The organism is Luteibacter sp. P1_D3, from assembly GCF_056406135.1.
Map to the genome: position 1 here is coordinate 85,626 of NZ_JBFUAT010000010.1, position 19,826 is coordinate 105,451.

Genomic DNA, 19,826 nt, shown 5'->3' on the forward strand with positions numbered 1-19,826 from the left:
ACTCCCATGAAGACATCCTCCATCTCGTGGGCCGCCCTCCTTCTGGTTCTTACAGCGTGCCTGCTGCTCGCACTTCCGGTCACGGCGGGTACGGTTACCGTAAGCAAGACGCCACCCGGCGTCACCTCGAAGGTGGCGCCGAACATCGTGGTGACCTTCGATGATTCGGGGTCGATGAATGCGACGTCGATCCCGGACACGATGGATGCCAATTACGGGAGCAAGTATTACTACTCTTCACTCGGTAACCCGATCTACTTCGATCCGACGGTGACGTATGTCGTGCCGCCGGATGCCAGTGGCGCGCCGTTGGGTACACCGACCTTCAAGGCCGCGTGGCGCGATGGTTACTGCGCGAACACACTGACCAAGAAATGTTGGTCACCCAACAACGCCAAATACCTCGACCCGATCGTGGTCGATCTCAGCACGTCGTTCTACGCAGGGTTCCTTGCCAACATCCAGGCGGGAAACTCACCGTGCTCGCGCAATGCCAACGAGCTGACGACATGGAGCAGCGGGAACACCTGCTTGCAGATGGATATTCCTGCGTCGGTGCGGGGGACGTCGACCAAGACCACCAGCAATACGTCGAGCTCGAACAGCTCGTGCTTTATCAACTGCGGGCTCTTCAACGGCGTTTCCGGTACCAAGACCATCACGACGACCACCAATAACTCTGATGGCAGCGTCAGTGTCAGCGTCAGCGTGGGCACGTGCACGACGACCCTCTTCCTGGTTACCTCGTGCACCAGCATCGCGACCACGGTGACAACGACGACGACCACGACGAGCCTGGATACAGGCGGGTTCTATTACGTCTGTACCCAGCCGACCAACGACGCCACATGCACCTACCACCTCGTCGGTAACGAGTCCGCGTCCATCCAGCAAAACTTCGCGATCTGGTACAGCTACTACCGGTCTCGCAACCTCAATGCACGCGCGGCGATCGGTCGGGTGTTCGCCGGCCTTGGCGACGGATCGGTGCGTGTCGCCTGGCAGACCTTGCAGACGCAGACGGCCAAGGGGAGCTACTACACGTCTGCGGGTGGCTACGGCGGACAGACCTACAGCCCGCTGGTGGCATCGAGCAAGATCCTCGAACTCGCGAATGCAACGAGCTGTACGCCCACCAGTACGAGCGACACCTGCTGGCGAAGCCAGTTCATGAACTGGGTCTATGGTGTGCCCGCCAGCGGCGGTACGCCGACACGCGAGGCGACTCAGACCGCCGGTGAGTTCTACAAACGCGACCTGAGCCTGGGCAATGCGCAGGACCCGTACTGGAACGGCAGCACCAGCACACCAGGCGAACTGACGTGCCGGAAGAACTTCAACATGCTGGTGACCGACGGCTACTGGAATGGCGACAAGCCGGGCGATGCAAACCCCAATGATTCGTCCACGCTGACGCTGCCCGATGGCACCTCGTACACCACGAGCGGCACGACGTCGAAAATCTATTGGAACCAGAACGGCAGCACCAATCCGTCGCTTGCCGACATCGCGTTCTCGTACTGGGCGACGGACCTGCGTACCAACATGGTCAACAACGTGCCGGCGTACTATCCCGACCTGACCACGGGGGTCACAGGCACGGCGACGACGGTCAGCTCCACGGCACCAGGAACCAACAGCGAGGTCTACTTCAATCCGGCGAACGATCCCGCCACCTGGCAGCATATGTCGCAGTACATGGTGACCATGGGTATTTCCGGAAGCCTGGTCTTTCCGACCGATTACACCGCCTTGCGAAAAGGCACGAAAGCCTGGCCTACGCCCGTCGTTGGCGGCGGTGCCACCAACATCGACGATACCTGGCATGCCGCCTTGAACAGTCGCGGCGGTTACTTCAGCGCTGCCGACCCGACGTCGCTCGTCAACAGCCTGAGCACCATTCTCTCCTCCGTCATCGCAAGCAGCTCCACGTCCCTGACGCTGAGCCTGAGCACCAACGTGCTCACCGCCAACACCGTGGCCTATTACGCCGGATACAACACGACCGACTGGAGCGGCTCGTTGACGGCGCGGGCGATCGGCTCGAACGGCATCGTGGGCGACACGCTATGGGCTGCCGAGACGTTGCTCACCAGTCGCCTGGCCAGCGATCCCCGTTTCATCGCCACGAGCACCGGTCCGGGAACCGGCACGGGCATCACCTTCGCCTACACCACCTTGAGCACCGCCCAGAAGGCGGCATTGGATTCCTTCGACGGAACGGGATCGACCGCGACGACGGACGGCCTGGGTGCGCAGCGCGTGGACTGGCTCAGCGGCGTGCGAACGCTTGAAGGCAGTACCTTCCGCACGCGAACGTCGCTGCTTGGTGCGATCTTTGGATCGCAGCCGGCGTATGTCGGTGCGCCCAATAGTGGTTACGGCGATTCGTTCTCGGCAGGGTCCCCTGAGGCAAAGGCCGTGGCGGCCGACCCTACGCTGAGTTACTCGGCGTTCCTGGCCAAGTGGGCGACCCGCGCGCCGGCCGTTTATGTCGGGGCCAACGACGGCATGCTGCATGCGTTCGACGCGCGTCTCAAATCCGTCACCGGGGCGAACCCGGGCCGCGAACTTTGGTCGTACGTTCCCGCAAGCGTGTACCCGAATCTTTCCGCGCAGACACGCCTGACCAACTTCAGCTTCACCCCGACCGTCGACGGTAGCCCGATCACCGGCGACGTCTTCTTCAACAGCGCAAGCTCGCTGAATAGCTCGACGAAGGGCTGGCATACCTTGCTCGTCGGCTCATTGCGCCTGGGCGGTCGCGGTGTCTTCGGCATCGACATCACCGATCCATCCGCCGCTACGCTCAACACCAGTACGGCCGTCGCCTCGAAGGTGCTCTGGGAGTTCAACAGCGACAGCGTCTCGACCGTCGGCACGCCCGCCAACCTGGGCTATACCTTCGGTACGCCGGTGATCACGCGTGTCGCCTATAACAACTCGGATGGGACGGTCGGACGGTGGGTCGTCCTGGTGCCCGGCGGATACTTTCCCGATGGGAGCACCGCGGCGGCGGCGAGCAATACCTACAGCTCGCTCTTCGTCCTCGATGCCCAGACCGGCACCCTGCTGAAGGAGATCCGCACGCCAACCGGTTCGGGTTCGGTTGCCAGCCATGGGCTCAACACGCCCGCCGTCGGCGACTACGACGGCGACCAGGTCGCCGATGTCGCCTTTGCGGGTGACCTCGACGGCAACGTGTGGCGCATCGATCTGTCCGCCGCCACGCTCGCCGCCACGTCCCAGTCACAGGGTGTCAGCCTGTTGTTCAAGCCGGCCACCGCCAACGCGCAGTCGATCACCACCTCGCCACGGTTGCTCGCCGACCCGACGTCGACGTACTTCATGGTGATCTTCGGCACGGGCCGCTACCTGAGCACGGCGGACAGTGCCGACACCACGGTCGAGGCGCTGTACGGTGTTCGCGACCCAGGTGCGAACGTCGCCTCGCCGATCACCGTGGCCGGCGGCAACCTGGTCAAGCAGACCATGGTGCTGGATGCAAAGTCGGGCGCCATCGGCGTGACGAACAACACCGTGCCGGCGACGCGTTCCGGATGGTACCTGCTGCTCGATACGGCCGCCGGAGAGCGTGTGGTGGTGACACCGGCGCTGGACTCGAGCAACAACACGGTGACCTTCAGCACTCTGATCCCGACAGCCACCGATCCCTGCACGACGTCGAGCTCGGGCTCGATCATTGCCCTGGACGGTACAACGGGCGGCGCGGCCTTTGGTGTTTCGATCGGCTCCGCCGTCAGCTTCGGCAACGGCTACACGCTGGCGGGCGCGCATGTCCTCGGCGCGGCCAGTTCCGGATCTCTCTACACGGCGGCCAGCCTCAGCGGCGGCACCTCCTACCTGCCGGGCCAGATACCGGCCTCCGGTGCCGGCGGAACACCCGTCAACGAGAGCATTCCCACCGCGCGCCGTCGCTCGTGGCGTATCCTGAATGGGGATAACTGACATGCAGACCCCGCACCGCCGCCGCAGCGGTTTCACGCTACTCGAGTTGATGGTCGTCTTGGTGGTCATGGGCGTTCTCGCCGCGCTCGCGGTGACGTCGTACAGCCGATACGGCTTCCGCGCTCGCCGCGCCGATGGGCAGAAGTTGCTGATGGCGATCGCCAGTGCCGAAGAGCGTTACTTTGCGCAGCACAACGCCTACGCCGACCTCGCCACGATCGGTTACTCGACGGCCGCGACCGCCACGTCTGAGAACAGCTACTACACGGCCGCCGTGAACGTGACGACGATCAATGCGGTGGCGGCGCAGGCCTTCACAGCGACGGCGACACCGGTGCCGGGAAGCTCCCAGGCGCGGGACACCTGCGGCGCACTTACCGTGACAGACACAGGTACCAAGGGTTCCACTGGCGCGACCACGAACGGTAGCTGCTGGTGAAGGCGTCCGCGTCCGGAGTGCGCCGCGAGCGGGGATTCGGCCTCGTCGAACTCATGGTGACGATCATGGTGGCCGCCATCCTCGTCGCCATCGCGGTGCCGTCGTTCCGTACCACGCTGCAGAAGCATCGCCTGCGTGTGTCTGCAGACAGTCTCCAGGCAGCGGTCCAGTACGCACGCACGGAAGGCGTGCTGCGTGCGACCTACGTGTCGATGTGTGCGAGCGCCGACGGCGCGACGTGCTCGGGCGCTGCGAGCTACGAAACCGGCTGGCTCGTGTATGTCCACCCGGTCGCCACCACCAAGGCGAGCGACACCTATACGGCGACAGCGTCGGCAGGCATGCAGATTCTTCGTGCCGGCCCGGCCCTGAATGGCGTCTCCGCCCGCGCCGTGGACGGAGCCGTCATCACCTTCGGCCAGCAGGGACAGCTGGAGCCCGTGGCCAGCCGCACGAACGCGAGCCAGCCCATGGCCTTCGTTCTCTGCGCCGGTAGTGGCGCAGGCAGCCTTGGCACGAACACGACGCAGATACCGGGATCTCGTATCGGCGTCAGTCCCTACGGGGGCATCGCGTTTACCAAGCTGTCCAGCAAGGACCTGTGCACCCCTTGACGGGTGGCCGCGTCGAGGATCGCGGTCCCTGAGATTCCCATGTCGTACATTTGTACGTATGTCCGATCCCCTGCCCATGACCCGCCTCCACAAAGGCCGCGGCGCCGCCTCCAACCCCGAAGGACGGTTCGAGTCCACGCGCTTCCAGGCCGAGGACGACGGCTGGCATCGGGAGGACGACGAGAGCCGGCCCGCCACCGAGGTCCGGGAGGAGTTGGCGCGCAGCGTCATCAGCCGTAACGACTCGCCCGACGTCGGCTTCGACCAGGCGACCAATCCGTATCGCGGCTGCGAGCACGGATGCATCTACTGCTACGCGCGTCCCTCGCACGGTTACCTCAACCTCTCCGCGGGTCTCGACTTCGAGACCAAGCTGTTCGCGAAGACCAACCTCGAGGAAGTGCTGCGCGGCGAGCTCGCCAAGCGCAGTTACGTCTGCAAGCCGATCAACATCGGCAGCAACACCGATCCGTATCAGCCGATCGAGAAGAAGTGGCGGCTCACGCGAGCGGCACTCGCGCTGCTCAACGAGTGCAATCACCCCTGCACCATCGTCACCAAGAACGCGATGATCGAGCGCGACCTGGACATCCTCGTGCCGATGGCCGAGCGGAATCTGGTGCATGTCTTCATTTCAATCAACTCGCTGGATAACAAGCTGGCGTCGAAGCTGGAGCCGCGGGCGAGTGCGCCGCATCGGCGGATGAAGGCGGTGGAGGCGTTGAGTGGTGCGGGTGTTCCTGTCGGGGTTCTGGTGGCACCGATCATTCCGGCGCTCAACGAAAAAGACGTTGAAGCGATCATCGAGCAGGCCGGTGCGGCTGGCGCGCGGTCGATCGGTTACACGTGCGTGCGTTTGCCACATGAGCTCAAGCAGCTGTTTCGCGAATGGCTCGAACTACATTACCCGGATCGTGCTTCGCACATCATCAGCCTGATTCAGCAAATGAATGGCGGGAAGGATTACGACTCGAACTTTGCGACGCGCATGCGCGGGCAAGGGGTGTTTGCGGACATCATCCGGAAGAGGGTGCAGGTGGCGACGCGGAAGGTGGGGTTGGATCGGGCTTGGGATACGGTGTTGGATACGTCGGCGTTTATGCCGCCCAAGATCGTGTCGCCGCAGGGAGATTTGTTCTGAGAAAAGAATCCAAAGGCAAAGCGCGCTATGACCACTGAGCGGTTACGCCTCACGAACGCAAGATACGAGCGGCTTCTCCCAATAGCCAATCTCGAAAGGTTGTCAGCTTGGACATGCTGGTGTGCTCCGGGCGATAGACAATGTAATAGGCCAGCGCGGATACGACACTGATATCAGGGAACAGCCTTACCAAGCGTTCGCTCAACAGGTCATCGTGCGCCATGACACTGCGTGCAAGTGCAATACCGTGCCCTTCGATGGCAGCTTGCAGGACAGCTGCAGAATTATTGATCTGCATGCCTCGGAGCTCGGTGGTGGGAGTCACGCCAGCCACCTGTAACCAAGTCTCCCAGCTTGGAAACCCGGTATGACGGTCCATCGACAGGTCATGGATCAGCATTTCCTGAGTTAGGTCAGCAGGCCTCTGCAAGCGCCGATGCTCCCGCAATAATTGCGGTGAACAAACGGGATAGATTTCCTCGTCCATCAATTTCTGAGCTACCAGCCCTGGCCATCGGCCGGTCCCATAGCGCACGCCGATATCGATCCGCTGAGCAACGAAATCCACCGGCTTGAGATTGGTATCCAAGCGCACGTCTGTGTCAGGACAGGCCGCCTGAAATCGGTCGATGCGGGGAAGTAGCCATTTGGCGGCAAACGCCGGGCTGACGGCCACCGTTAGGACCCCGCTGCTCGAACCTTGGCGAAGCTTTTCCATTCCCAGAGTGAGCCGGTCGAAACCAGCCCGGATGTCCGGCAACGCGCGCTCTGCCGCGTCCGTGAGGACGAGCCGCGAACGGCCACTACTGCCCCGCACGAAGAGTGGTGTACCCAGCCAGTTCTCCAGAGCGCGCACAAGCTGACCTACAGCTGCCGGCGTCACGTTGAGCTCCGCCGCAGCGGCGGAAAAGCTCTGGTAACGGGCGCTTGCTTCGAACGCGCGCATGGCGTTGAGGTGAATGGGCGATTTCACATCGATAAAGATTTTCTTTCAGTACGTGACACTTTATATGGTTTGCCCGTTGGCGGGAATCAGAGAAGCATGATGTCCGTTGAGCGGATGAACGGCGTGACCTTAACCCGCATACGAACCCAGCGTCTCACGCCTCAACTTTCTCCCATTCATATTCTGCCGACCGGCGCACTTACCTTAAGGATTCAAATATGAGCGATCAATTTAAAGGAAAGAAGCTGCTCGTAGTGGGCGGTACCAGCGGTATCGGCATCCAGGTGGCGCGTGAGGTGCTGATCGGCAATGGCAGCGTGGTTATTGTGGGAAAGCGCGCGCAGAAGACCGAAGAAGCACGCAGAGAGTTGGCTGAACTGGGTCAGGTGTGGGCGATAACCGCAGACCTAAATAGCCAAAAAGCGGTAGCGTCGCTGATCGAGACGCTGGACGAGCAGCATGCGGACGTCGACCTACTGGTCAATGCCGCCGGCGTATTCTTCCCCAAGCCGTTTCTGGACCATTTGGAGGCTGACTACGAGCAGTACATGCAGCTGAACAAAGCAACCTTTTTCATTACGCAGAAGGTCGCCGCCAACCTGGTCGCTAGAAATCAGCCGGGCGCATTCGTGAACATCGGATCGATGTGGGCAAAGCAGGCCATCGCGGCCACGCCGTCCTCGGCGTACTCGATGGCCAAGGCAGGACTGCACTCGCTCACGCAACAACTGGCAATGGAGCTTGCTGGCCAAAGCATTCGCGTAAATGCTGTTTCGCCTGCCGTAGTGCACACTCCTATCTACGAAGGTTTCATTCCCAAGGCCGAAGTACACAGCGCGCTGCAGGGCTTCAACGGTTTCCATCCGATCGGCCGCGTGGGTGCCCCGCAGGATGTAGCAGAAGTGGTTGCATTCCTGCTGTCGGAAAAGGCGGGCTGGGTCACTGGTGCAGTCTGGGATGTTGATGGCGGAGTGATGGCCGGCCGCAACTGATGGGTCTCGTGCAGGTGCCTCACCACGCCTGCTGCGCGGCGAGCTCGCTACGAATTGAAGCCCGAAGATTATGCCAAGACCTACGTAATCCAGCTTCAGGATCGGCGAGGTCATCAATTCATGACGAGCTCGTTTAAGCTCTGCGATGTATCGCAGCCCGACTAAGGGTCGCTGTCTCGCAGTGGTTTACTCAGCACTGCATCAGCCCAGCGAGGGCATGCTCCCCAACAGCTTATCCAGGGTGACCGGGTAATCGCGCACCCGTATGCCCGTGGCGTGATGCACCGCGTTGGCGATGGCCGCCGCCACGCCGCACAGACCGAGCTCGCCGACGCCCTTTGCCTTCATCGGCGAAGACATCGCATCGGTTTCGTCGAGGAACACGACGTCCTGGTGCGGGATATCCGCATGCACGGGCACTTCATAACCAGCCAGGTCGTGATTGWCGAAGAAGCCGAGCCGCTTGTCGACCACCAGCTCCTCCATCAAGGCGGCGCCAGCACCCATGGTCATGGCGCCGATCACCTGACTGCGTGCCGTCTTGGGGTTGAGGATGCGGCCGGCGGCGCATACCGCGAGCATGCGGCGGATACGAATCTCGGCCGTGGCGGCGTCTACGCCGACTTCGACGAAGTGCGCACCGAAGGTCGACTGCTGATATCGCTTGCTGAGGTCGCCATATTGCATGCTGTCCTCGACCACGATATCGCCGCCGGCCGCCACGCTGGCGAGTGATTCCGAACGCTGCCCGGATCGAACGTTGCCCTCTTCGAAGACAGTGTCGGACGGATTCATACCGAGCTTCTGGGCGATCGTATCGCGCAGCTTTACGCAGGCCGCGTAGACACCTGCCGTGGAGCTATTGCCGCCCCATTGGCCGCCAGAACCTGACGACACAGGGAAACTGGAATCACCCAACTGCACGATGATGCGATCGATGGGAAGGCCAAGCATCTCCGCCGCGGTCTGCGCAATGATGGTGTAGCTTCCCGTGCCGATATCGGTCATGTCGGTCTGCACGGTGACACGCCCTTCCCGGTCCAGCCGTACGCGCGCACCAGACTTCGCGGTCAGGTTGTTGCGAAACGCCGCAGCGACGCCCATACCGACCAGCCAGCGGCCATCACGCGTGGAAGCAGGGCGAGAGACACGCTTGTCCCAACCGAACCGGGTCGCACCCGTGCGCAGGCATTGCACTAACTGGCGTTGCGAGAACGGCCGCTCCGGCTTTTCAGGATCGACCTGGGTGTCGTTCCTGATACGGAATTCGACCGGGTCCATACCTAGCTGCCCAGCCATTTCGTCCATGGCGATCTCAAGCGCCATCAAGCCCGATGCCTCGCCCGGTGCACGCATGGCGTTACCTTCGGGCAGATCGAGTACGGCAAGCCGCATCGCGGTCATACGATTAGCACCGGCGTAGAGCAGCCGGGTCTGCGCGACAGCGGTTTCAGGCTTGCCGCCGGGCAAGTCGCCCGACCAGCTTTCATGACCGATGGCCGTGATCGTGCCGTCCTTCGTCGCGCCGATGCGAATACGCTGGATGGTGGCGGGACGGTGCGTCGTATTGTTGAAGATGAGCGGGCGCGGCAGGGTCACCGCCACCGGCCTCTTGGCGGCGCGTGCACCGAGTGCTGCCAGCAGCGCGTCGCTACGTACGAACAGTTTGCCGCCGAAGCCTCCGCCAATATAGGGAGCGATCAGGCGCACGTTTTCCTTCGACACACCGAGCGTCGTCGCTACATCGCCGGCGCCCCAGGCGATCATCTGGTTGGACGTCCACAGCGTGAGCTTGTCGCCCGTCCACGAGGCGATGGACGCATGCGGTTCCATCATGGCGTGCGAGTGGTCGGGCGTGGTGTATCGGCCGTCGAACTTCACCTCGGCGCCGGCGTACGCACCGGCGAAGTCGCCGACGGCGGTATCCGCTTCTTCGTCTTCCGGCTTGGTGGCCGACGCGGTCGCCTGGCTTAGGTCGAAGGCCCCGGGGGTACGCGCATAGTCGACCTTGACGAGCACGGCGGCGGCGCGTGCCTGCTCGAAGGTGTCCGCCACTACCAAGGCCACCGCCTGGTGGTAGTGCTCGATCGTCGGACCGCCGAGCAAGGCCGCCGTGTTGTACTTGCCCTTGCCTAACTTCCCTGCGTTCTGCGCGGTGACGATGGCGAGCACGCCGGGTGCACGGCGAGCACGAGTGAGGTCGATCCCCGTGACTCGCCCCTTGGGAATGGACGATGCCACGATGTATCCGTAGGCATGGTTCGGTACGGCCTCGTGTTGCTCGTACGCGTAGTGCGCCGTGCCGGTTGTCTTCAGTGGACCGTCGACGCGATCGAGCGGCTGGCCGACGACCTTCATCTGGTCGATGGGATTGATTGTCGCTGGCTTGTCGAACTTCACGAGGCGTCTCCCTTTGCTTCGGCGAGCACGGCATGAAGCGTCCGTTCGGCGAGAACCATTTTGAACGCGTTTTCTTCAGTGGGCGCGGCGCCGGCAAGCAGATGCGCGGTCAAGGCCTTTGCACCCTGCGGCAGGTAGTGCTCCGCCGCTTCATCCCGCCATGGCTTCGGTGCCACGCCGCCGAGTGCAACGCGCCCTGAGCCGTCTTTCTGCACGATCGCCGCGACCGACACCAGGGCAAAGGCATAAGAAGCACGGTCCCGAACCTTGTGATAGACGTGCACGCCGCCCACCGGCTTCGGGAGCGTCACGCCGGTAATCAGTTCGCCACGCTCCAGGACGGTTTCCACGTGAGGCCTAGCGCCCGGCAAGCGATGAAACTCCGCGATCGGGATACGACGGACCTGGCCGTCGGCACGAACGGTCTCCACCACGGCATCCAGCGCGCGCATGGCCACCGCCATGTCACTGGGCTGCACGGCGATGCACGACGCACTGCCACCGATGACGGCGAGTGAGCGACTGGAGCCACCGATGGCCGCACAGCCGCTGCCCGGCAGCCGTTTGTTGCATGGCTGGTTCGTGTCATAAAAGTAAGGGCAACGCGTGCGCTGGAGCAGGTTACCGGCCGTCGTCGCCTTGTTGCGCAGCTGACCGGAGGCCCCCGCCAGGAGCGCGCGCGATAGCAGGCCGTAATCGCGTCGCACGTGCTGGTCGGCGGCGAGGTCCGTATTGCGCACCAACGCGCCGATACGAAGACCGCCTTCCGCCGTGGGCTCGATGGTGTCCAGCGCGAGACCGTTGACGTCGATCAGGTGCATGGGCTCTTCAACGCCAATCTTCATCAGGTCGAGCAGGTTGGTTCCGCCGGCGATGAACTTTGCACCATCAATCTTCGCGGCGGCCGCGGCGGCGGCCGCGGGACTGGTCGCGCGCTCGTAAGAAAAGGGCTTCATGCGGCGCTCCCGGCGACTTCGGTGATCGCTTCGACGATGTTGGAGTACGCGCCACAGCGACAGATGTTGCCACTCATGCGCTCGCGTAGTTCCGTTGTCGTGAACTGCGCCTTCGTCGTCAGGTCGGCGGACACGTGGCTGGGGATGTCGTTGCGAATCTCGTCCAGTACCGCTACGGCCGAGCAGATCTGTCCCGGCGTGCAATAGCCACATTGGTAACCATCGTGCTTCACGAACGCCGCCTGCATCGGGTGCAGGTCGGTCGGCGTGCCCAGACCTTCGATGGTCGTGATCTTCGCGCCCTGGTGCATCACGGCTAGCGTGAGGCATGAGTTGATACGTCGTCCGTCCACGATGACCGTGCACGCGCCGCATTGGCCGTGATCGCAACCCTTCTTGGTACCCGTCAGATGCATGTGCTCCCGAAGCGCATCGAGCAGCGTGGTGCGGGTATCCAACCTAAGTGTTTCGGCCTTGCCGTTGATGTCCATCGCAACCGATGCGGTGACTGGCTTACGGCCGCCGTCCATCGCCGGCGCGGCGGGCAGGCTGGTGGCGGCGAGTGCGCCAACGGACGCAGCGCCCAGTTTCAGAACCTCGCGTCGCGTGAACTTCCAATCGCTGGAGTTACTCATGCGTCTGTTTCCTGAGGGTAAGTCGGGGGGCCAAGTTCAGAGCATACGGCGACAACGAATGGGTCGACGTGAAAGCCGAAGGGCTATATACGTCGCTTCATAACGACTTGTCGTCGCGCCCCCCGTTCGGCTCTACTGACGCTGTTATCCACAAGTTGATTAAAATGAGCGCGAGTACGAGATTCCGCTCGGCCATCGGCACGAGGATCTCAAGGTCGCGCTCGATCATCTCGTTCTTGGTGACGATGGTGCACGGGTGGTTGCACTCGTTGAGCAGGGCGAGCGCGGCACGCATGAGCCGCCACTTTTTCTCGATCGGCTGATACAGATCGGTGTTACTGCCGATGTTGATCGGCTTGCAGACGTAACTGCGCTTGGAACGGGATTGCAAGTTCGGTGGTGTCGCCGGGGCCGATCGACAACGCGTCTACCACCATGTTTCCGTGCCCGGTAGCGTGATCCCAGTCTCGCATCCCGTCCTCATTCAAAATCTTGAAACTAAGCCAGTTGAGCGAATACGGGGGTTGATGCTTCCCCGAGTCGATCGACAGCTCGAGTTTCGCACCACTATCGTTTCGTACGGTGACGTGTACTTCAGCCGTGAGTGAGGTAGTTTTGCATTGCTTGTCGGCGGTATTCATAACAAGGTGAACCCGAGCAGGGTCGACCGTCGCGCAACCACCGATAGCCATGACGAATGCTGCCGCTCCACCACGCATCTTTTTACAGATGGCCATCGGTCCTCCTACAGGCGAACAGACCGTGACAGTCGACGCAGTCTGGGTAGGTTTAGAAAGTATGATCCCGTACTGAAAGTATCACGCACTTGGGGAAAGGCACTCGATGGACTCTCGCGGCATTTCGACTCTACGTGCGCTGGCGTTCGCTACGGCGCTTGCCGTGACCATATCGGCGTGCTCACCAGAGTCGCCCCCGACCCGGTCTGGGAGCACCTCGGCCTTGGCGCTCAGGGCAAGCCCATCTGCTTACGCGATGTTTCAGCAGGAGTTGGATGCCATCAAAGCTGACAACGACTTCACCAGGCGGGCAAAGGATCCAGGGAATTACGAGGTCTACATTGCAGAGACCGACGATGATTTTCTCTTTACATTCGTCATGCGGCCTAAGAAAGGCGAGCGAATTCTCGACAATCGTTCGGTATACGCGGTTAGCAAGAATGACGGATCAGCAACCCTCCGCTCCATGCTGTGATGACCGGATAAGATCACCAGTTTGTGGAAGGACGCGCCATGAAGCCTGAAAGCTTTCCAAGGATACGAACTCTAGCGGTCGGCATGGCCGTCGCAGTTTTGTGCGCGGCCTGTTCGTCCGAAGGCCCGGCATCGCGACCTGAGCGCGTTTCAGCTTTGGCGCTAAAGGCGAGCCCCGCTGCGTATGCGCTGTTTCAGAAACATCTGGATGGCGTAAAGGCTGATAACGACTTCACCGCACGTCTTAAGAATCCTGAAAACTACGACGTTTATGTCTCTGAGACACCGGATGACTTCCTATTCTCCTTCAGCGTAAGGCCTATGAAGGGCGAGCGACTGCTCGATGGGCGCTCGGTTTACGCGGTCAGCAAGAAAGACGGAACGGCCACTGTTCGCTCCGTGCTTTGACCAAGGCGACGCCGAATGGCGGGGGGTGTTGACTTGGTGGGGCTGATAAGCTTAGATAGTTAGCAACTTTGCTAATTAACGAATCATCCATGGCCATCGACAAGGTCTTCGAAGCCCTCGCCTCCCGGCCCCGCCGCGAGATCCTCGCCTATCTGTCGGCGACCGAGCTGACCGCGGGCGAGATCGCGAGTCGCTTCGACATGAGCGCACCGTCCATCTCGCGACACCTGTCCTTGCTGGAAAGCGCGGGCCTGGTGTCCAGCGAAAAGCGCGGCCAGTTCGTGGTCTACCAGCTCAACCGGGACAGCCTGGTCAACACGCTTACCGGCTTCGCCTTCGAGATCTGCCCGGTGGGCAAGCCGCTCAAGCGCGAGTCGAAGAAGCTTTCCGCGAAGAAACAGCCGGGCTGACACCCGCTCCATCGGTAGAGGGATCGCCATGTCATCGCACGCCGAGTCCGTCGCATCATTCCCCAGCATCAGCATCCCTTCCGTGGCCGGCGGCCCGCCGGTCGAGGTGTCGCTCATCGCCCAGCTGGGGCATGGTGCCGGCAGCCAGCTAGTGGCAGCTTCGTCGTTGCGGCAGCGGGCGCACGCAGCGTTCGTGGATGAGCTCGACGAGCCGTCGGCGAAACTGGCCGGCACCCACTTCGAGCATGACGACCCCAGCTCGCTGTATACCTTTGCCGTCGGCGCCAAGGGMCATCCGTTYCAYCGCCATGCMGGGCAYCGCATCTTCACGGCGGTGTCGGGAAGTAGCGGAGCCCTTTTGCGCTTCTGTACCGCCACGCCCGGACAGCTCGCCGACGATCCCGCGAATTTCCTGCGCGCTCTGCGCCACGTGGAGATCCCGCCGGACTCGCTGTTCACGGTGCGCTTTGGCGGTGGCACGTGGCACCAGTTTCAGCCGCTGCGTGCCGGTTCGGGTCATCCCGCGTTCTTCGCCCTGTCATGCCATACGAACGAACTGGGTGGTGAGCTTTCCGAGGAAGCCCGCCGGGTGGTGCTCGAGGACGCGGCGAGCATCCCGTCACTGACGGAGTTGCTGCCAGACGCCGTACAGACCTTGCTCGATGGCACGACAACCGACCACATGCACATACCGACGGCATCGTTGTCACTCGAGGCCGCGCCGGGATCGCTGCAGGTCAGGCTGTGCGGCTTCGCCCGTCGCACGCTGGGCAAGGTACGTGCACTGATCGCTGGCTGGGGTTCCGCCAGTGGTTTCCTCTCGCGCACCGAAGGTTGGCAGACAGTCGTGGAGCTCAATGCGCCGGAAGCAGATTCGCTGCTGCGCGAACAGTTTGCCGATGGTTTCCACCATGAAGACAGCTTCCGGCTCGTGCTTGCGGAGCGCCAACCTCGGCATGTGCGCGCGTCGGTGCTGCTCGCCGACCTGCTCGACGCTTTCGTGCAGCACCCGCCAGGCAGCGTGTCGCGGCTGATGGCGTTTCGCAACCTGCTGGTCACGCCGTTGGGACTGCGTCGGTCGCCGCTCGCTTGCCCGGTATCATCGTTGCTCGCGCCGCTCGACAAGCACGTCTTCGCGGGACGTTTCCCCGTGCTCGACCAGCGGATAGACGAAGGCGACAGCTTTGCGCAGGTGATGCTCGGCGCGGACGACAAGCACTTGTCATTTCGCTCGTGCGTGGCGGTGCGCGTCGTCGACGGCCGTGTCGACATTACGCTGGGGACGCGCGTGCATTGCCGCAACGCCTTCGGCCGCGTTTATCTGGGCCTGATCGACCGCGTGCATCGGCGCTACGTCAGTCCCCTGACGTTGCGTACTGCGGTGATGCATGCCTTCGCTGTGCAGAACGAAGCGGAGCGCCTGAGCGGTGTCCGAGGGTGCGCGGCGTTATGACGTCGCACCGCTCACATTCGGATCTCCATAATAGGTCTCGAAGCTGCTTCCCGCCCTCATGGAACCCGTCATGACCCCACCTTCGAATCATCCTGCGAACGTCTACGCCGACGGCGGCATTTCCCGCAATCCGGCGGACGATACGTTTATCGCGGCGTATCCCTTTCAGACGCCCGGCGAAGTTGAACGCATGCTCGACGACAACGCAGCGGCATTCCGCCTGTGGCGCGACACCCCGATGGTCGACCGGGTGGCGGCTTACCATCGCCTGGCATCCACGCTGCGCGACCGTTTGGAAACCCTCGCGCTGCTCATCACGAGCGAGATGGGTAAACCACTGGTCGACGCGCGTGCCGAGGTTGAAAAATGTGCCGCCACGTTGGAGTGGATCGCGGAAAACGGACCGGCGATTCTTGCTGACGAACCGGTACCGGTGGATGGGGACGATCAGGTGCATGTGTCGTATCTTCCGATCGGAAGCATCCTCGGCGTGATGCCGTGGAACTTTCCTTTCTGGCAGGCGATTCGGGCCTCCGGGCCGATCATGCTTTCGGGTAACGGTTTCATCCTCAAGCATGCGCCGAACGTCATGGGCGCTGCCTACGCCTTGCAAGAGGCTTACGAGGCCGCCGGTTTTCCGAAGGGTCTCTTCGTCAACCTACATGCGGATAACGAGACGGTCGCGCGCATCATCGAGGATCCGCGGGTCGCCGCAGTCACCGTGACGGGAAGCATGCGCGCCGGTGCCGCCGTGGCGTCGACGGCAGCAAAAGTGCTCAAGAAGAGCTTGCTGGAGTTGGGTGGAAGCGATGCGTACATCGTGCTTGCCGATGCAAATATCGATCGTGCCGTAGAGACGGCGGTCCAGGCGCGTTTCCAGAATACGGGGCAGGTGTGCCTCGCTGCCAAGCGCTTCATTCTGGAGAAACCCATCGCCGACGCGTTCACCCGCAAGTTCGTCGAAGCGGTGAAAGCCCTGACGATGGGCGACCCCACTGACCCGTCGAACAAACTCGGTCCCATGGCACGGAACGACTTGAGGGACGAGCTGCACAGCCAGGTGGAGCGGACGCTGGCACAAGGTGCGACCTTGCTTCTGGGCGGCAAGAAGGTGGAAGGCCCCGGCAATTTCTACGAGCCCACCGTGCTGGGTAATGTCGCTCCCGGCATGACGGCCTTCGACGAAGAAACCTTCGGCCCCGTCGCGGTGATGACGGTGGCCGACAATGTCGAACACGCGATCGAACTGGCCAACACGAGCGACTACGGACTCAGCGGCAATTTATGGACTGCCGACACGGCACGCGCGCAGCGCATTGCGCGGCGCCTGGATACCGGCGGTGTGTTCATCAATGGCTTCAGCGCCTCCAACGCCAGGATTCCGGTGGGTGGGGTGAAGAAGAGTGGCTACGGACGTGAGCTGTCGCACTTCGGGTTGCGCGAGTTCACCAACGCCCAGGCTGTGTGGACGAAGAACGTCGACTAACTTCATAGCCGAGGTCATTAACCAGTAGACGACCGGTCTAATGCTGTGTATAGTCCCTCCCATGAGCCCCGCCACCGCCACGACCGAATCCTCCGACGTTCGCAAGAAGATCCTGGCGACGGGTCAGCGCATCATGGGCGGCAAGGGCTTCTCGGCGGTCGGTCTCAACGAGATCCTGGTCGCCGCCAAGGTACCGAAGGGCTCGTTCTATCACTACTTCGGTTCCAAGGAAGCATTCGGTGAGGCCATGCTCGAGGCCTATTTCGAGGATTACTTCGCCGACATGGACCGTGTGCTGCGGCAGGCGGGCGGCTCGGGTGCGCAACGTCTGGCGAATTACTTCCAGGCCTGGGAGGACAACCAGTCCTTCGAGAACTGCCAGGGTAAATGCCTGGCGGTGAAGCTCGGCGCCGAGGTCGCGGATCTGTCCGAGGCGATGCGCACATCGATGAAGCGCGGCACCGCGGGAATCGTGGAGCGCATGTCGGCGGCGATCGAGGCGGGGGTCGCCGATGGGTCGCTGTCAATCGACCAGCCGGCGCCTGAGATTGCGCAGAGCCTGTATCAGTTGTGGCTCGGCGCGAGCGTCATGGTGAAGATCGTCCGCGATACCGAGCCGTTCCATAAAGCGATGATCACCACGCGAAACATTCTGAATATCCCGTCCTGACGGGGCGCTGCATCGGCGCTTCACGTGAAGTGCCTTTTTTTGACCAATCTACTAGACGACCGGTCTACTTAGATCACTCTCATCCTAGGAAATCACCATGAAAGTTCTCATCGTTCTGACCTCCCATGACCAGCTCGGTAACACCGGCCGCAAGACCGGCTTCTGGCTCGAAGAGCTTGCCGCCCCGTATTACACGTTCAAGGACGCTGGCGTCGACGTGGTTCTGGCCTCGCCCAAGGGCGGCCAGCCGCCGCTCGATCCGAAGAGCAACGAGCCATCGTTCCAGACCGACCTCACGCGTCGCTTTGAAGCCGACGCCGCAGCCAACGCCCAGCTGGCCGCGACCGTCCGCCTCGACAGCGTTTCGCAGGCCGACTTCGACACCGTGTTCTATCCGGGTGGCCATGGCCCACTGTGGGATCTCGCCGAGGACACGCACTCCATCGCGCTGATCGAGTCGTTCATCGAAGCAGGCAAGCCGGTCGCCCTGGTGTGTCATGCGCCGGGCGTGCTTCGCCACGTCAAGGCATCCAACGGCAGGCCGCTGGTCGAAGGCAAGCAGGTCGCCGGTTTCACCAACAGCGAAGAAGAAGCCGTTGGCCTTACGAAGATTGTCCCGTTCCTGGTCGAGGACGAGCTGAAGGCCAAGGGCGGCATCTATTCGAAGGGACCGGACTGGGCCTCGTACGTGGTCACCGATGGGCTGCTGATTACCGGCCAGAACCCGGCCTCGTCATCGGAAGCGGCCACCGTGCTGATGAAGCGATTCGCGGCCTAATCACATCCCCTGTTTGGAGAAGCCCATGAAAAACTCATTCCGTCGTACGCGCATTGCCGCCACCCTCGCCCTCGCTTTCTCCGTTTTCGGCGCGAGCGCAGCGCCTGTCCAACCGGTTAAGAACATCGTCCTGGTACATGGGTTCTTCGCGGATGGTTCGGGCTGGAAAGCCGTGTCGGACATCTTGACCCGCGATGGCTACACGGTATCGGTCGTCCAGCAGCCCGAGACCTCCCTCGCCGATGACGTCAAGGCCACGTTGGGCGTCCTGCACATGCAGGAAGGACCGAGCATCCTGGTCGGACACAGCTACGGTGGCGCCGTGATCACGGAAGCAGGCAACGACGCGCAGGTCGCAGGCCTGGTGTACATCGCCGCCTACCAGCCCGACGCAGGGGAAAGCCTGGCAACGCTGACCGAGAAGAATCCTGGCGCGACCAAAGCGATCAAGAAAACGGTGGACAACTTCCTCTACATCGAACCGGCGCAGTTGCATGCCGATTTCGCTGCCGACGTGCCCGAATCCGTCACACGCTTCATGGCCGAATCGCAGGTGATGCCGTCCGTCCGTGCCTTCACCGATCCGGTGACGAAGGCCGCCTGGAAGACCAAACCCACCTGGGCACTCGTGGCAACGTCGGATCGCACGGTCAACCCGGACCTCGAACGATTCATGTCGAAGCGGGCAGGAAGCACGGTGGTCGAGGTCAACTCCAGCCATGTCGCTTTCCTGTCGCATCCGAAGGAAGTTGCCAAGCTGATCGAGCAGGCTGCGGTCGGGTCATCGAAGTAAGGAAGCGACATGAACCATTACATCCGCAACGCGCTCCAGATCACCTACGAGGCCGCACGCCTGGCGGTCGATGCCGCCGTGCGGGAAGCCGAGCGGATAGGTGTGCCGCAAAACATATCGATCGTCGATGCCGCTGGGAACCTCGTCGCGTTCGCCAGGATGGATGGCGCCCGGACGCTGGCACGACACTCATCGTTGTCCAAAGCGAGGACGGCCGCATCGTTGGGGTTCGCGTCCGGACAGTTACCGGAGCAGTTTGGGGTGGAACTTGCACTGGCGACCGGCAGCCGATCCATCAATCTCAAAGGTGGGCTGCCCCTTGTCTTCCGCGACCAGGTTATCGGTGCCGTCGGCGTTAGTTCGGGTGCGGATGACGAGGACATGGCGGTCGCGGACGCGGCGTGCGCGGCTGTTATCGAGGCGATCAACAGCTGAGGTCAGGCATCGTCCCGGCAGCCAGCTGCTCTCTGGCTGAAGCCCCCCGCCTAAGCGACAATGCGCGGATCTCGCTGCCTTGAAACGGAC

The 19,826-nt window shown here is 62.2% G+C and carries 20 protein-coding genes; 14 read left to right on the plus strand and 6 right to left on the minus strand.

Annotated features, from left to right (window positions below; translation table 11 throughout):
- Positions 1-6 precede the first annotated feature (6 nt).
- The 4 genes from AC1DYM_RS09110 (at position 7) to AC1DYM_RS09125 (ending at position 6,163) form a co-directional block, all read left to right on the plus strand.
- Entirely contained in the window at positions 7-3,969 is a 3,963-nt protein-coding gene (locus AC1DYM_RS09110; protein ID WP_477337652.1) for a pilus assembly protein, read from the plus strand.
- A gap of 1 nt (position 3,970) precedes the next feature.
- A complete protein-coding gene (locus AC1DYM_RS09115; protein WP_477337653.1) occupies positions 3,971-4,408 on the plus strand; it encodes a type IV pilin protein in 438 nt (145 codons plus the stop codon).
- Positions 4,405-5,022, plus strand: coding sequence for a GspH/FimT family pseudopilin (locus AC1DYM_RS09120; protein WP_477337654.1), 618 nt, complete (start codon positions 4,405-4,407; stop codon positions 5,020-5,022). Before AC1DYM_RS09115 ends, AC1DYM_RS09120 begins: the two co-directional genes overlap by 4 nt.
- Positions 5,023-5,098: 76 nt before the next feature.
- Positions 5,099-6,163, plus strand: coding sequence for a PA0069 family radical SAM protein (locus tag AC1DYM_RS09125; protein ID WP_477337655.1), 1,065 nt, complete (start codon positions 5,099-5,101; stop codon positions 6,161-6,163).
- A 49-nt stretch (positions 6,164-6,212) separates the two neighbouring features.
- On the opposite strand, the gene gcvA is transcribed toward AC1DYM_RS09125, so the two are convergent.
- On the minus strand, positions 6,213-7,136 hold the full coding sequence (gene gcvA / locus AC1DYM_RS09130) for a transcriptional regulator GcvA (RefSeq protein WP_477337656.1): 924 nt from the start codon (positions 7,134-7,136) through the stop codon (positions 6,213-6,215).
- Positions 7,137-7,327: 191 nt separating this feature from the next.
- Between gcvA and AC1DYM_RS09135 the strand changes: the two genes are divergently transcribed.
- Positions 7,328-8,101 carry an SDR family NAD(P)-dependent oxidoreductase gene (locus tag AC1DYM_RS09135; RefSeq protein WP_477337657.1) on the plus strand — a complete coding sequence of 258 codons (774 nt, stop codon included), beginning with the start codon at positions 7,328-7,330 and terminating at the stop codon, positions 8,099-8,101.
- A 201-nt stretch (positions 8,102-8,302) separates the two neighbouring features.
- Here AC1DYM_RS09135 and paoC read toward each other — a convergent pair whose 3' ends face one another.
- The 5 genes from paoC to AC1DYM_RS09160 all read right to left on the minus strand — a co-directional run bounded on the left by paoC (position 8,303) and on the right by AC1DYM_RS09160 (position 12,829).
- Positions 8,303-10,501, minus strand: a complete 2,199-nt coding sequence (gene paoC, locus AC1DYM_RS09140; protein ID WP_477337658.1) for an aldehyde oxidoreductase molybdenum-binding subunit PaoC — start codon at positions 10,499-10,501, stop codon at positions 8,303-8,305.
- Positions 10,498-11,457, minus strand: a complete 960-nt coding sequence (locus tag AC1DYM_RS09145; RefSeq protein ID WP_477337659.1) for an FAD binding domain-containing protein — start codon at positions 11,455-11,457, stop codon at positions 10,498-10,500. Before AC1DYM_RS09145 ends, paoC begins: the two co-directional genes overlap by 4 nt.
- Complete coding sequence (gene paoA / locus AC1DYM_RS09150; protein WP_477337660.1) at positions 11,454-12,092, minus strand: aldehyde dehydrogenase iron-sulfur subunit PaoA; 639 nt, start codon at positions 12,090-12,092, stop codon at positions 11,454-11,456. The genes AC1DYM_RS09145 and paoA overlap by 4 nt, the downstream gene beginning before the upstream one ends.
- A gap of 97 nt (positions 12,093-12,189) precedes the next feature.
- Positions 12,190-12,387, minus strand: coding sequence for a hypothetical protein (locus AC1DYM_RS09155; protein ID WP_477337661.1), 198 nt, complete (start codon positions 12,385-12,387; stop codon positions 12,190-12,192).
- 40 nt (positions 12,388-12,427) lie between these two features.
- Positions 12,428-12,829, minus strand: coding sequence for a hypothetical protein (locus AC1DYM_RS09160; protein WP_477337662.1), 402 nt, complete (start codon positions 12,827-12,829; stop codon positions 12,428-12,430).
- 106 nt (positions 12,830-12,935) lie between these two features.
- Between AC1DYM_RS09160 and AC1DYM_RS09165 the strand changes: the two genes are divergently transcribed.
- The 9 genes from AC1DYM_RS09165 to AC1DYM_RS09205 all read left to right on the plus strand — a co-directional run bounded on the left by AC1DYM_RS09165 (position 12,936) and on the right by AC1DYM_RS09205 (position 19,736).
- Positions 12,936-13,304: a hypothetical protein gene (locus tag AC1DYM_RS09165; protein WP_477337663.1), complete on the plus strand. Its 369-nt coding sequence runs from the start codon at positions 12,936-12,938 to the stop codon at positions 13,302-13,304.
- A 38-nt stretch (positions 13,305-13,342) separates the two neighbouring features.
- Positions 13,343-13,711, plus strand: coding sequence for a hypothetical protein (locus AC1DYM_RS09170; protein ID WP_477337664.1), 369 nt, complete (start codon positions 13,343-13,345; stop codon positions 13,709-13,711).
- Positions 13,712-13,800: 89 nt separating this feature from the next.
- Positions 13,801-14,121 (plus strand): metalloregulator ArsR/SmtB family transcription factor, encoded by a 321-nt coding sequence (locus AC1DYM_RS09175; protein WP_477337665.1) that lies wholly within the window; start codon positions 13,801-13,803, stop codon positions 14,119-14,121.
- 28 nt (positions 14,122-14,149) lie between these two features.
- Positions 14,150-15,574 carry a DUF2867 domain-containing protein gene (locus tag AC1DYM_RS09180; protein WP_477337666.1) on the plus strand — a complete coding sequence of 475 codons (1,425 nt, stop codon included), beginning with the start codon at positions 14,150-14,152 and terminating at the stop codon, positions 15,572-15,574.
- A 70-nt stretch (positions 15,575-15,644) separates the two neighbouring features.
- Positions 15,645-17,060: an NAD-dependent succinate-semialdehyde dehydrogenase gene (locus tag AC1DYM_RS09185; RefSeq protein ID WP_477337667.1), complete on the plus strand. Its 1,416-nt coding sequence runs from the start codon at positions 15,645-15,647 to the stop codon at positions 17,058-17,060.
- A 61-nt stretch (positions 17,061-17,121) separates the two neighbouring features.
- Entirely contained in the window at positions 17,122-17,730 is a 609-nt protein-coding gene (locus AC1DYM_RS09190) for a TetR/AcrR family transcriptional regulator (protein WP_477337668.1), read from the plus strand.
- Positions 17,731-17,827: 97 nt separating this feature from the next.
- A complete protein-coding gene (locus AC1DYM_RS09195; RefSeq protein WP_477337669.1) occupies positions 17,828-18,508 on the plus strand; it encodes a type 1 glutamine amidotransferase domain-containing protein in 681 nt (226 codons plus the stop codon).
- 25 nt (positions 18,509-18,533) lie between these two features.
- On the plus strand, positions 18,534-19,301 hold the full coding sequence (locus AC1DYM_RS09200) for an alpha/beta fold hydrolase (protein WP_477337670.1): 768 nt from the start codon (positions 18,534-18,536) through the stop codon (positions 19,299-19,301).
- Positions 19,302-19,310: 9 nt separating this feature from the next.
- Complete coding sequence (locus AC1DYM_RS09205) at positions 19,311-19,736, plus strand: GlcG/HbpS family heme-binding protein (RefSeq protein WP_477337671.1); 426 nt, start codon at positions 19,311-19,313, stop codon at positions 19,734-19,736.
- Positions 19,737-19,826: the final 90 nt, after the last annotated feature.

Bases quoted from the DNA above. Each gene is read 5' to 3' on its own strand.
- AC1DYM_RS09110 (WP_477337652.1), top strand. From the start codon at position 7: ATGAAGACATCCTCCATCTCGTGGGCCGCCCTCCTTCTGGTTCTTACA.
- AC1DYM_RS09115 (WP_477337653.1), top strand. From the start codon at position 3,971: ATGCAGACCCCGCACCGCCGCCGCAGCGGTTTCACGCTACTCGAGTTG.
- AC1DYM_RS09125 (WP_477337655.1), top strand. From the start codon at position 5,099: ATGACCCGCCTCCACAAAGGCCGCGGCGCCGCCTCCAACCCCGAAGGA.
- AC1DYM_RS09135 (WP_477337657.1), top strand. From the start codon at position 7,328: ATGAGCGATCAATTTAAAGGAAAGAAGCTGCTCGTAGTGGGCGGTACC.
- AC1DYM_RS09145 (WP_477337659.1), bottom strand. From the start codon at position 11,457: ATGAAGCCCTTTTCTTACGAGCGCGCGACCAGTCCCGCGGCCGCCGCC.
- paoA (WP_477337660.1), bottom strand. From the start codon at position 12,092: ATGAGTAACTCCAGCGATTGGAAGTTCACGCGACGCGAGGTTCTGAAA.
- AC1DYM_RS09155 (WP_477337661.1), bottom strand. From the start codon at position 12,387: ATGCGTGCCGCGCTCGCCCTGCTCAACGAGTGCAACCACCCGTGCACC.
- AC1DYM_RS09160 (WP_477337662.1), bottom strand. From the start codon at position 12,829: ATGGCCATCTGTAAAAAGATGCGTGGTGGAGCGGCAGCATTCGTCATG.
- AC1DYM_RS09165 (WP_477337663.1), top strand. From the start codon at position 12,936: ATGGACTCTCGCGGCATTTCGACTCTACGTGCGCTGGCGTTCGCTACG.
- AC1DYM_RS09170 (WP_477337664.1), top strand. From the start codon at position 13,343: ATGAAGCCTGAAAGCTTTCCAAGGATACGAACTCTAGCGGTCGGCATG.
- AC1DYM_RS09175 (WP_477337665.1), top strand. From the start codon at position 13,801: ATGGCCATCGACAAGGTCTTCGAAGCCCTCGCCTCCCGGCCCCGCCGC.
- AC1DYM_RS09185 (WP_477337667.1), top strand. From the start codon at position 15,645: ATGACCCCACCTTCGAATCATCCTGCGAACGTCTACGCCGACGGCGGC.
- AC1DYM_RS09190 (WP_477337668.1), top strand. From the start codon at position 17,122: ATGAGCCCCGCCACCGCCACGACCGAATCCTCCGACGTTCGCAAGAAG.
- AC1DYM_RS09195 (WP_477337669.1), top strand. From the start codon at position 17,828: ATGAAAGTTCTCATCGTTCTGACCTCCCATGACCAGCTCGGTAACACC.
- AC1DYM_RS09200 (WP_477337670.1), top strand. From the start codon at position 18,534: ATGAAAAACTCATTCCGTCGTACGCGCATTGCCGCCACCCTCGCCCTC.
- AC1DYM_RS09205 (WP_477337671.1), top strand. From the start codon at position 19,311: ATGAACCATTACATCCGCAACGCGCTCCAGATCACCTACGAGGCCGCA.